The 12,068-nt window shown below is 64.1% G+C and carries 8 protein-coding genes; 6 read left to right on the top strand and 2 right to left on the bottom strand.

What is annotated here, in order from left to right:
- The first annotated feature begins 17 nt into the window (after positions 1-17).
- Positions 18-1,889, top strand: a complete 1,872-nt coding sequence (locus ACZ5G6_RS07340) for an acetyl/propionyl/methylcrotonyl-CoA carboxylase subunit alpha (RefSeq protein WP_223936414.1) — start codon at positions 18-20, stop codon at positions 1,887-1,889.
- A gap of 78 nt (positions 1,890-1,967) precedes the next feature.
- On the opposite strand, the gene ACZ5G6_RS07335 is transcribed toward ACZ5G6_RS07340, so the two are convergent.
- Positions 1,968-3,377, bottom strand: a complete 1,410-nt coding sequence (locus ACZ5G6_RS07335) for an MFS transporter (protein ID WP_223936413.1) — start codon at positions 3,375-3,377, stop codon at positions 1,968-1,970.
- Positions 3,378-3,671: 294 nt separating this feature from the next.
- On the opposite strand from ACZ5G6_RS07335, the gene ACZ5G6_RS07330 reads away from it, so the two are divergent.
- From ACZ5G6_RS07330 to ACZ5G6_RS07315, 4 genes are all read left to right on the top strand, one after another.
- Positions 3,672-5,084, top strand: a complete 1,413-nt coding sequence (locus ACZ5G6_RS07330; protein WP_498690467.1) for an MFS transporter — start codon at positions 3,672-3,674, stop codon at positions 5,082-5,084.
- Positions 5,085-7,310 (top strand): molybdopterin oxidoreductase family protein, encoded by a 2,226-nt coding sequence (locus ACZ5G6_RS07325; RefSeq protein ID WP_498690465.1) that lies wholly within the window; start codon positions 5,085-5,087, stop codon positions 7,308-7,310.
- Positions 7,307-8,869, top strand: coding sequence for an FAD-dependent oxidoreductase (locus tag ACZ5G6_RS07320; RefSeq protein ID WP_498690463.1), 1,563 nt, complete (start codon positions 7,307-7,309; stop codon positions 8,867-8,869). The genes ACZ5G6_RS07325 and ACZ5G6_RS07320 overlap by 4 nt, the downstream gene beginning before the upstream one ends.
- A 101-nt stretch (positions 8,870-8,970) precedes the next feature.
- Positions 8,971-9,702: an MBL fold metallo-hydrolase gene (locus tag ACZ5G6_RS07315; protein ID WP_498690461.1), complete on the top strand. Its 732-nt coding sequence runs from the start codon at positions 8,971-8,973 to the stop codon at positions 9,700-9,702.
- Between the two features lie 21 nt (positions 9,703-9,723).
- Here ACZ5G6_RS07315 and ACZ5G6_RS07310 read toward each other — a convergent pair whose 3' ends face one another.
- On the bottom strand, positions 9,724-11,133 hold the full coding sequence (locus tag ACZ5G6_RS07310; RefSeq protein ID WP_223936408.1) for an NAD(P)H-quinone dehydrogenase: 1,410 nt from the start codon (positions 11,131-11,133) through the stop codon (positions 9,724-9,726).
- A 129-nt stretch (positions 11,134-11,262) separates the two neighbouring features.
- Between ACZ5G6_RS07310 and ACZ5G6_RS07305 the strand changes: the two genes are divergently transcribed.
- The gene (locus ACZ5G6_RS07305) at positions 11,263-12,063 is read left to right on the top strand and encodes a purine-nucleoside phosphorylase (protein ID WP_498691793.1); all 801 of its coding nucleotides are present in this window, start codon (positions 11,263-11,265) and stop codon (positions 12,061-12,063) included.
- The last annotated feature ends 5 nt before the right edge of the window (positions 12,064-12,068 follow it).

Genomic DNA, 12,068 nt, shown 5'->3' with positions numbered 1-12,068 from the left:
CGGAATCCCCCATCAATATGGGCGGAACCCTCACAATCACGCTAGGCTCCTCAAGGACAGAAGGAGTCAACAACTTGTCAGCTAACCCGGCGCAGCCCATTTCCAGCCCTCTTACCAAGGTCTTGATTGCCAACCGCGGCGAAATCGCGGTCCGCATCATCCGAGCCGCCCGGGACGAAGGCATCGCCTCCGTAGCCGTCTATGCAGACCCGGACCGTGATGCCCTGCATGTCCGCCTTGCCGACGAAGCGTATGCCCTTGGCGGCAACACCGCAGCTGAGTCGTACCTTGTGATGGACAAGATCATCGACGTCGCCAAGCAGTCCGGCGCCGATGGGATCCACCCCGGGTACGGTTTCCTCGCCGAGAACGCAGAGTTCGCCGCCAAAGTGATCGACGCCGGCATCACCTGGATCGGCCCCTCACCCGAAGCGATCTCCGCCTTGGGCGACAAGGTCCAGGCTCGCCACATCGCCGAGAAAGTAGGCGCCCCGCTGGTCCCAGGCACAGCCGATCCCGTGGAATCCGCGGACGAGATCCTCAAGTTTGCCGAGGAATTCGGCCTGCCCGTCGCCATCAAGGCTGCTTTCGGCGGCGGCGGACGCGGCATCAAGGTTGCCCGCACCATGGAAGAGATTCCTGAGCTGTACGAATCCGCTGTCCGTGAAGCCATTGCGGCTTTCGGCCGCGGGGAGTGCTTCATCGAGCGCTTCCTCGACGCGCCGCGCCACGTCGAGACGCAGTGCCTGGCGGATGCTTACGGCAACGTGGTGGTTGTCTCCACCCGTGACTGCTCGTTGCAACGCCGCAACCAGAAACTCGTCGAAGAAGCCCCTGCCCCCTACCTGAGCGAGGAGCAGAACAAGCGGCTCTACGAATCCTCCAAGGCCATCCTGAAGGAAGCCAACTACCTCGGCGCCGGTACGTGCGAGTTCCTGGTGGGCCAGGACGGCACCATCTCCTTCCTCGAGGTCAACACCCGGCTGCAGGTGGAGCACTGCGTTTCCGAGGAAGTCACGGGCATCGACCTCGTTCGCGAGCAGTTCCGTATTGCACGTGGTGAAGCGCTTGGCTACGAAGACCCTGAGGTCCGCGGCCACTCCTTCGAATTCCGCATCACCGGTGAGGACCCGGGCCGCAACTTCATGCCTGCTCCCGGCACGGTGAGCACGCTGAAGAACCCCACGGGCCCTGGCATCCGCGTTGATTCCGGCATCGAGGAGGGCGACGTCATCAGCGGCAACTTCGACTCGATGCTGTCCAAGCTGATCGTCACGGGCGCAACCCGCGAGCAGGCCCTCCAGCGTTCCCGCCGCGCCCTTGAGGAAATGGTGGTGGAAGGCATCCCCACCGTCATCCCGTTCGACCTCGCAGTGGTCACCGATCCCGACTTCGCACCGGCAGATGGCCCTTTCAAGGTCCACACCCGCTGGATCGAGACCGAGTTCGTCAACAGCATCCCCGCTTGGTCTGCCACTGGCGCCAACACGGAAACGCACGACGCCGGTGAGCGCCAGCGCGTCGTGGTCGAGGTTGGCGGCAAGCGGCTTGAGGTCGTCCTGCCGTCCGGCTTGGGTGCCAGCGCCGCCGCTGTTTCCAGTGGTTCGGGCACCAAGTCGGGCAAGTCCAAGAAGCGCTCCCGTTCGGCAGGGGCCACAGCGGCTGCTGCCGGTGGCGATGCACTGACATCGCCGATGCAGGGCACCATCGTCAAGGTCGCAGCTGCCGATGGCGACGTCGTGGCCGAAGGCGATCTGATCGTTGTCCTGGAAGCCATGAAGATGGAGCAGCCATTGACGGCCCACAAGTCCGGCACGGTCCGTGGCCTCGCAGCCACCTCCGGTGAGACGGTCGCGGCCGGCGCTGTCATCGCTACGATCGAGGACTAAGCCCCAAAGCACCTCTTAACGACGTCGGCCCCGCACCAACCAAACGGTGCGGGGCCGACGTCGTAAATTCACACAAGGTCAGGCGACGTTGTTCTCGTAGTCCATGTCCTTGGTTTCGCGGGTGAGCCAGAGCGCCACAAAAGTGACCACCGCGGCGATGGCCATGTACACGCCAACCAGCCAGGTGCTGCCGTTAGCAGCCGACCAGAGGGCGATGGCGACGAAGGATGCCGGGGCGGCTCCGATCATGGACGACAGGTTGTAGGCCACAGCAGAACCGGTGTAGCGGACGTTGGCCGGGAACAGCTCGGGCAGGATGGCTGCCATGGGGCCGAAGGTCAGGCCCATGAGGGTGAAGCCCACAATGAGGCCAACCATTGCCGCTGCCTGGCCGGGACCGAACATAGTGAACCACAGCGCACCGAACACGAAGATGCCGGCAGTGACGCCCAGCAGGAACTTGCGGCGGCCCCACTTCTCAGCCAGAGGTCCGGAAACCACGGTGAAGATACCGAAGAACACCACGCCGATGATCAGCATCCAGAGGAAGTCGGACCGGGTAATGCCCAGGCCGGGGATAAATGCGGCAACCTGGTCCGCCGTCATGGGCTTACCGGCCTTTTCAGCTGCCGCCTGGGCGCCGGCCAGGGTGGGCTTGGTGCCGTAGGACAGGGTGAACGTGGTCATGATGTAGAAGAGCACGTAGGTGGCGAACATGATGAAAGTGCCGGCCAGGACCGGGCGCCAGTGGCTCTTGAGGGTTGCGGCGAGGGGCAGCTTCTGGACTTTTTCCTGTTCGATCACCTTGGTGAAGGAGACGCTCTCCACCAGCTTCAAGCGGACGTAGAGGCCGACGATGACCAACACAGCGCTGAGGATGAACGGAACGCGCCAACCCCATGCCAGGAATTCTTCGGCACTCAGGGCCACATTCATCCAGATGAAGATCACGTTGGCAATGATGAAGCCAATCGGGGCACCCAACTGCGGGAACGTTCCGTAGATGGCACGCTTGCCCTCTGGCGCATTTTCGGTGGCCAGCAAAGCTGCGCCGGACCATTCCCCACCCAGGGCCAGGCCTTGGAAGAAGCGCAGGACAACCAGCATGATCGGGGCCAGGACCGCCCATCCCTGCATTGAAGCCGTAGGCAGGAGACCGATCAGGAACGTTGCGATTCCCATGGTCAACAACGAGGCGACCAAGGTTCCCTTGCGGCCGATCTTGTCACCAAAGTGGCCAAAGACGACGGCGCCGATGGGACGCGCGAAGAAGGCAACACCGAAGATGGCGAACGCACTGAGCAGCGCATTGATGTCTGTGGCATCGGGGAAGAACAGCTTGGGGAAGACGAGCACTGACGCGGTGGCATAGGCGTAGAAGTCGTAGAACTCGATCGTCGTGCCGATCAGGCTCGCGAAGATCACTTTCCCCCGCGAATTCACCGGCTTGGTGGACTCGCCTTCCTTGGACGTGGCAGTCGAAGACATGTAGTAGCAGCTTTCGTTCACACCGGCCGATGGCCCTGGGAGCCTGCCCGGCGAAGGATTATTCGAGAGTTCAATAATAGTTCCCGCAGTCCATTGACTGGACAACTAAGTCCACAATGCGGACCAATCGAAAAGTCTCATTCTGTGGTCCGGGCCACACTACCTCACCATTGCCTCACGCGCTGGTGACCCCGCCGATAGGGAAATGTCACAGCACGTTTACAAAGGGCGACGGTCCGCGAAACGCGTGAAACCTACCTTGGAAGAACAACGTCCCCACAAAGGAGGCACTCCGTGACTGTTGACCGCACTGCAGAAGAACTGGCCCCCACCCAGTCCACTGCTACCGCCGTTCCCACCCTTGAACACCGCCCCGGCCGCTGGATCGCCAACTGGGATGCCGAGGACAAGGGCCAGTGGGAAGCCGAAGGCCGGTCCATCGCCAAGCGAAACCTGTACTGGTCGATCTTCGCCGAATTCCTCGGATTTGTCGTATGGCAGCTCTGGTCGATCGTTGTCGTCCAGCTCCCCGCAGCAGGTTTCAAGTTCGATACCAACCAGATCTTCTGGCTCATCTCCATCCCCAGCCTTGTAGGCGCCACGCTCCGCATCCCCTACACCTTCATGGTGCCGAAGTTCGGTGGCCGCAACTGGACCATCGTTTCGGCACTGCTCCTTCTGATTCCCGCCAGCGGCCTGGCGATCTGTGTTTCCAACCCGGAGACGCCTTTCGGTGTCATGCTCCTGGTGGCAGCCCTGGCCGGCTTCGGTGGAGGCAACTTCGCCAGCTCGATGGCCAACATCACCTTCTTCTACCCGGCCCGCGAAAAGGGCTGGGCACTGGGGCTGAACGCCGCGGGCGGAAACCTCGGTGCCGCCGTCGCGCAGCTTGTGGTTCCCATCGCCATCACCCTGCTTGCAGCTGGAACCGTCAACCTGCCCATGGCCGGCATCATCTGGATCCCGCTGATCCTGATCGCCGCTTTCGGTGCCTGGAAGTACATGAACAACCTCACCAGCGCCAAGGGTGATGTGGCCGGATCCGTCGCGGCCCTCAAAGAACCCCACCTGTGGATCATGGCATTCCTTTACATCGGTACGTTCGGTTCGTTCATCGGCTTCGCCGGCGTCTTCCCGAAGCTGATCAAGGACTACTTCCCCGATTTCTCCTCCATCCACGTCGGTGCAGTGGCCTTGTCCCTGGCATTCCTCGGCCCGCTGGTCGGTTCCCTGGCCCGTCCCTACGGCGGACGCATGGCAGACCGCATGGGCGGTGCCCGGATGACCATTACGTCGTTCGCTTCGATGGCCGTGATCACGTTGACCATGATCTGGACCCTCCCGCTGAAGAACTTCTGGCTCTTCCTGAGCCTGTTCCTGCTGCTCTTCGTAGCCAGCGGATTCGGTAACGGTGCAACCTACCGCATGATCCCAGTGATCTTCGCGACCTCCAGCCGGGCAGCCCGAGCAGGCGCCCCCAGCGCCACCACGGCTCGGCTGGCGTCCTCCTCACTGGGACTGATCTCGGCGATCGGTGCCTACGGCGGATTCGTGATCCCCCAGGTGCTCAACGCATCGAACACAGCAAGCGGCTCCTACACCCCGGCGTTCTATGGATTCGTTGGAGCCTACGTCCTGATGCTCACCGTCTGCTGGGTCTGCTACATCCGCCCCGCCCAGAAGCGCAACACGATCGGACACATCTAGATGCCCAACGGCGCCGATACCCACTGCCCGTACTGCGCGCTCCAGTGCGCCATGACGCTGACCCCGGCTGCACAGCCGGGGTCGGCGCCCGCGCCTGCCGCAGAACCGGCCAGCCCCGCTTTGCCCCTGGAAGCTGCCGTACCCCTTGAAGTTTCCGGGCGCGACTTTCCCACAAACCGGGGCGGGCTGTGCCGCAAAGGCTGGACATCGGCGTCGTTGTTGCGTCACAACGGCCGCGTCACCGAACCGATGCTCAAAGGATCCGACGGCGTCCACCAGCCGATCTCCTGGGACCAGGCGCTCCTGCTGATCACCGCTGCCGTGAAGGACACACAGAAACAGTACGGAAACGACGCCGTCGGAGTTTTCGGTGGTGGCGGCCTCACCAACGAGAAGGCGTACATGCTGGGCAAGTTCGCCCGGCTGGCACTGCGCACCTCACGCATCGATTACAACGGCCGGTTCTGCATGTCTTCGGCTGCCGCCGCCGGCAACCGCGCCTTCGGCGTCGACCGCGGCCTCCCCTTCCCCGTCACGGACCTGGACTCCGCGTCCGTGATCCTCATGCTCGGCTCCAACGTCGCCGAGACCATGCCTCCGTTTGTCCAGCACCTCCAGGGCGCACGCGACGCCGGCGGGCTGATCGTGGTGGACCCCCGCCGTTCGGCTACTGCAGCCTTTACGGGCGACGGCGGCGGTATCCACCTCCAGCCGACGCCCGGCACAGATTTGGCCCTCCTTTTGGGCATCAGCCACGTTGTTGTCCACGAAGGCCTGGCAGACACCGGCTTTATCGAGGCAAACACCAAGGGCTATGCTTCCGTCGTCCGCAGCCTCAACGCCTTCTGGCCCGAGCGCGTCCAGTCCATCACCGGCGTCCCGGCCACCCTTATCCGCGAAACCGCCCGCCGGCTGGCACAGGGTGCCCGCAATGGCGGCAGCTACATCCTCAGCGGCCGCGGCGTGGAACAGCACGTGGATGGTACGGACACAGCCACCGCGGCCATCAACCTCAGCCTCCTCCTGGGCTTGCCCGGCTCGGCGCGCAGCGGCTACGGCACTCTCACGGGCCAGGGCAACGGCCAGGGCGGCCGCGAGCACGGCCAGAAGGCCGATCAGCTCCCGGGCTACCGCAAGATCACCGACCCCGCTGCACGCGCCCACGTCGCCAAAGTTTGGGGCGTCGACGAGTCGCTGATCCCCGGAGCCGGCCTTCCCGCCGTCGAACTCCTCAAGTCCCTGGGAAAGCCCGACGGCGTCCGTTGCCTCTTCGTGCACGGCGCCAACGTGGTGGTTTCGGCGCCGGACACGAACGCGGTTACACAGGGACTGCGCAGCCTTGATTTCCTGGTGGTCTGCGACTTCTTCATGTCCGAGACCGCGGCCGAAGCCGACCTCGTCCTACCCGTGACGCAGTGGGCGGAGGAAGAAGGGACGCTGACCAACCTCGAGGGCCGCGTCATCCGCCGCCGCCGGGCACTCACCCCTCCCCCGGGTGTTCGCAACGAACTGTGGCTCATGGCCCGGCTCGCCGAGATGCTGGAAGCACCCTCCACGTTCAGTGATGACCCCGAGACAGTGTTCGAAGAGCTCAGGCTTGCCTCTGCAGGCGGCCTGGCTGACTACTCGGGCATCGACTACGCCATGCTGGACCGCGGCGAGGCAGCCTACTGGCCCTACCCGGTGGGCAGCACCGGGACGCCGCGACTCTTTGCCGACGGATTTGCCCATGCCGATGGCCGGGCCGTGATGGTCCCGGTGACGCCCTCCAAGCGGGCCGTTCGTTCGTTCGCGGACGATTCGCTGGCGCTGGCAACCGGCAGGCTTCTGGAGCACTACCAGTCCGGCGCCCAGACGCGCCGCGTGAGCGAGCTGCTGGCTTCCCAGCCGCAGGCCAAGCTCCTGATCCACCCTGGCACGGCAGCGGCACGTGGCATTGCCGACGGCGATTACGCAACCGTGACCAACCAGCGCGGCGAGGTCCTCTGCCGGGCGGAACTGAGCAATTCGGTCCGCCCGGACACCGTCTTCCTGCCGTTCCATTTCCCGGGCCAGGAAAACGCCAACCGTCTCACCGAGGCGGTCACCGATCCCATTTCCGGCATGCCGGAATTCAAGACCAGCCGGGTATGGGTCCGGCGGGCAGCCTCCACGGAGGTTTCAGCGGCCCCGACCGCTGTCCCTGCCGGCACGGGGCTGCCCTTGCACGCCAAGGAGGCATCATGAGCGAGCGCATTGTTGTTGTTGGATTCGGCCCGGTTGCTGCACGGCTGGTGGATGAGCTGCTTCCTGCCGTCCGGAGCGGGCTCGTACAGATGCTCGTTGTCGGACAGGAAGCTGAGGCCGCTTACAACCGCGTGATGGTTGCCGAACTCGGCGTCGGGCGGACCACTCCTGAAGCTTTGGCCATGGCTGACGCCGCTGAACTGGAGGCCGACGGCGTTGACGTCCGGTTGGGTGTCAAGGTCAAGAGGATCGACCGCGCACGCCAACACGTGGTTCTCTCCGATGGCACCAATGAACACTACGACCGCCTGGTGTTTGCCACCGGCTCCCGCCCGGTCATTCCCAACCTCACCGGGTTGAACCCGGATCCCAATGGCCCGGTGCTACCGGCAGGCGTCACTGCCCTGCGCGATCTTCGCGATGCAGCAGTGCTCCGTGAAGCCGTAGCTGGCGGCAAGCGCGTGGTGGTCCTGGGCGGTGGCGTGCTTGGCTTGGAAACTGCCCTCGCCGCCGCGGAGGAAGGCGCCCAGGCAACGGTGGTCCACAACGGACCCTTCCCTTTGGGCAGGAGCATTGACCGTGGCAGCGGATCGGTCCTCACCAGCAGCCTCCGTTCCGGCGGCGTACGGATGGCCGGCAACGCGAGGTCCACAGGTGTGGAAACCGCTGGACCCGGAGGAAGTTTCTCCGCTCTGCTGCTGGAAGACGGCTCGGCGATCGACGGCGACCTGCTGGTCCTCTCCTGCGGCGTCCGCCCCCGGATCGAGCTGGCTGAAGGCTGTGGCCTTCCCACCGGCGCTGGGATCCTGGTGGACCACCATCTCCGGACCTACCACGAGCCCCACATGTTCGCGATCGGCGACTGTGCCGAGGTGCGTTGCCCTGACGCTGCCTGCCTCGATTGCCGGACAGCCACTGGCCCCTCCGGATTGGTAGGCCCCGGCTGGCGACAGGCCGAATGGCTGGCTGAATATTTGGTGGTCCTGGCACGGGACGGCCAGGAAGCCGCGGATGCGCTTGAAGGCCTGCCCACAGAAAAGCCGGGCGTTGTAGTCCTGAAAGCACGGGGCATCAACCTGGCCGTTGCCGGCGATAACCAAGCCGATCCGTGGGACGAAGAGCTGCTCGAGGCCGGGGCCGCTTCTGGTCGGGCGCGCCGACAGATCTCCCAGTGGGCCGATCCTGAGCACGGCCGCTACGTCAAGATGACAACTCGCGGCGGTGTGCTGGAGGGCCTGGTAGCCGTGGGCATGCCCCGTACCGCTGCAGAGCTCGTAGTCCTTTTCGAACGGGCCTCCGAACTTCCCGCAGACCGCTCACTCTTGCTCCGCTTGGACGGCCCGGACCAGTTGGATTCCGGCGCTACCAGCAACGATCCCCAGCGCACCGTGTGCCGTTGTGCTGGCGTCAGCGCGGCAAGCATTGAGGATTCCGTGCTGGAAGGCTGCAGCACTGTTGGGGAGGTCTCCAAGGCCACCCGTGCAGGCACAGGGTGCGGCGGATGCCACGAGGACATCAAGGGGCTCATCGAAAAACATTTCCAAGCGGCTGCCGCCTGAGGCCGCGTGAGCACCCAATTCGCGGGACAGCTGCGAAATCGTCCGGTCCTGATCGGCGGTCTCGCAGCTTTCCGGCGAACTCGCTGGTTTAGAATTCCCGAGTGAAGGTATCCGAACCCGCGACCGGCGTCCATTTTGTTGAGGGGCCCGCGTCCAACTGGGTCATTGTCCGGGATGGCACGGGCTTCCTACTGATCGACGGCGGATACCCCGCCGACCGTGACCTGGTCCTCGGATCGGTCAAGGGGCTCGGTCTGGATCCCGCCGATGCCAAAGCCATGCTCATCACCCATGGCCACGTGGACCACACGGGCTCCGCAGCGTATTTCTCGCGAACGTTTGGCACGCCCATCCTCTGTGCTCCGGAGGAATTGGCACACGTTCAGGGCAAGGAAAAGCATCAGGTCACGTTCGGCCAGGTCATTGTCCGGGCTTGGCGTCCCCGCGTTTTCCGCTGGCTGCTCCACGTCATCAAAGCGAAAGCGCTCCAAGCCGAGCCTGCAACGGGTGCCGAGGCATGGGACGAGGACAGGCTCCGGAGCCTGCCCGGCCAGCCGGAAGCTATCCTCTTGCCCGGGCATACCCCAGGCAACGCTGCTTTACTGCTCCCCGGGGCGCAGGCCATCGCCGTAGGCGACTCGTTCGTCAGCGGCCATCCGATCAGCACAAAGTCCGGGCCCCAGATGCTGCACCGGATGTACCACTCGGATCCGGAGACCGCCCTCGCAGCGGCACGCTCACTGAACACCGTCCAAGCCAACGTGATCCTGCCGGGTCACGGTGCCGCGTTGCTCATGCCCTTGCCCGAAGCCATTGCGGCCCTCCAAACGTAGGAAGCGCCGCAGGAGCAAGAACTACATGTGCACGTGCAAGCGCCGCGCTGCCTCCGAGATGGACCCGGTCAGTGACGGGTACACCGTGAAAGCACTCGCGACGTCGTCAACGTGCAGCTTCTGCGTCACCGCCACGGAGATCGGGAAGATGAGCTCGGAAGCGTTGGGGCCAACCACCACGCCACCGATCACAGTGCCGGAGCCCTTGCGGGCGATGATCTTGACGAAGCCATCCTTGGTGTTACGCATCTTGGCGCGGGCGTTGCTGAGCAGCGAGAGCATCACGACGTCGCCCTGGTACTTCCCGGAGGCCAGGTCTGCCTCGGACACGCCCACGGACGCGATTTCCGGGGAGGTGAAGATGTTGGACGCCACCTGGTTGAGCTTGAGCGGCTTCACGCCGTCGCCCATGAAGTGCGCAATCGCGATGCGGCCCTGCATGGCAGCTACGGATGCGAGAGCGAAGACACCCGTGCAGTCGCCGGCTGCGTAAATGTTGGGAGCAGTGGTGCGGGAAACACCGTCCACTTTGATATGTCCGGACTCCGTCAGCGTCACGCCGGCTTCCTCAAGCCCAATTCCTGCGGTGTTGGGGATGGAACCAACACATACCAGGCAGTGTGAGCCCGTGACTACCGATCCATCACCCAGGGTGACCTTCACGCCGTCGTCGGTCCGCTCAACTGCGTTTGCGCGGGACCGGGACAAGACCCGAACGCCGCGGCGCTCGAACACGCCTTCCAGCAACTTGGCAGCGTCCGTGTCCTCGCCGGGCAGGACCTGGTCACGGCTGGAAATCAGGGTGACCTTGGAGCCGAGGCCGTTGTACGCGGAGGCGAACTCGGCGCCGGTGACACCGGAGCCCACCACGATCAGTTCCTCGGGCAATTCGTCGAGGTTGTAGATCTGGGCCCAGTTGAGGATGCGTTCGCCGTCGGGCTTGGCTGTAGGGAGCTCGCGCGGGTGTGCGCCCACCGCGAGGAGGATGGCATCTGCGTCGATGGTCCGGACGCCTTCAAGGGTCAGGACCTCGATGGTGTTGTTATCCAGCAACTTGCCGGAACCGATCACGATCTCCACGCCGAGGCGCTCCAGCCCCGCACGGATGTCGTGGGACTGTCCACGGGCGAGATCCAGGACGCGATCGTTGATGTGCTTGAGGTCAGCGCGCGGTTTGGACCCTCCACCGTCGCCGTCGAACTTGACGCCCAACTCGTCCGCCTCACCTACGCGGGTCATGAGGTCGGCGGTGGCAATAAGGGTTTTGGAAGGCACGACGTCGGTCAGCACGGCGGAGCCGCCAAGGCCCGCACGCTCGATGATGGTGACTTTTGCGCCGAGGGAAGCGGCCACCATGGCGGCTTCATATCCTCCGGGACCACCTCCCAGAATCGCGATACGGGGGGAACTGAAGTCAACTTGGGTGGTCACAATTCTCAATTCTCGCTCATTGCACGGCAGGCTGCCAGTCAGCCAAGCCTCACCCGCCGGCGTCGAACCGGTCCCTACCGAATTGCTGCACACGCAGGGTAGCTTGTACCAGTGAGTAACACTGAGCTGATGAACACAGACCCCTTCGAAGCTGCCCGGGCAGCCGCGGACCTCATTGCCGTCGAAACTGGCGTTGAGTCCCACGACGTAGCCTTGGTGCTCGGTTCCGGATGGGCCGAGGCTGCCGATCTCATTGGCGAAACCACCGCCACCCTGAATGCCTCGGAAGTTCCTGGTTTCCATCAACCCTCCGTTGTGGGCCATGTTGGAACCATCCGTTCGGTCCTGACCAAGGAAGGCAAGCGCGCTTTGGTCCTTGGAGCCAGGACGCACTACTACGAAGGCAAGGGTGTCCGGTCCGTAGTCCATGGCGTGCGCACTGCCGCAGCCGCGGGCTGCAAGACGCTGGTCCTCACCAATGGCTGCGGTGGCCTCAACGAGGACTGGACTCCCGGCACGCCTGTACTCATCAGCGACCACATCAATCTGACCGCCACGTCCCCGCTTGAGGGCGCCACTTTCGTGGACCTCACGGACCTCTACTCTTCACGCGTCCGGCAGCTGGCCCGCGAGGTGGATCCCTCACTGCAGGAGGGCGTCTACGCCCAGTTCAGTGGTCCTCACTACGAGACGCCTGCCGAGGTCCAGTACGCCAAGCGCATCGGCGCGGACCTCGTGGGAATGTCCACGGCTTTGGAAGCCATCGCCGGACGCCATGCAGGCATGGAGGTCTTCGGCATCTCGCTGGTCACCAACCTTGCCGCGGGCATCAGCCCGGTTCCGCTAAGCCACGCCGAGGTCCTCGAAGCCGGCCAAGCGGCTGGCAAACGTATTTCGACGTTGCTTGCGGAGATCATCGCGAAGCTCTAAAGGCT

It is taken from the genome of Arthrobacter sp. TmtSoilC51, assembly GCF_055388015.1.
Note: the sequence above shows the minus strand (reverse complement) of the source record. Positions and strands in the feature narration are given on the sequence as shown.

What these genes read in the sequence shown, in the direction of transcription:
- ACZ5G6_RS07305 (WP_498691793.1), top strand. Translation starts at nt 11,263, where the DNA reads ATGAACACAGACCCCTTCGAAGCTGCCCGGGCAGCCGCGGACCTCATT.
- ACZ5G6_RS07340 (WP_223936414.1), top strand. Translation starts at nt 18, where the DNA reads ATGGGCGGAACCCTCACAATCACGCTAGGCTCCTCAAGGACAGAAGGA.
- ACZ5G6_RS07320 (WP_498690463.1), top strand. Translation starts at nt 7,307, where the DNA reads ATGAGCGAGCGCATTGTTGTTGTTGGATTCGGCCCGGTTGCTGCACGG.
- ACZ5G6_RS07325 (WP_498690465.1), top strand. Translation starts at nt 5,085, where the DNA reads ATGCCCAACGGCGCCGATACCCACTGCCCGTACTGCGCGCTCCAGTGC.
- ACZ5G6_RS07335 (WP_223936413.1), bottom strand. Translation starts at nt 3,377, where the DNA reads ATGTCTTCGACTGCCACGTCCAAGGAAGGCGAGTCCACCAAGCCGGTG.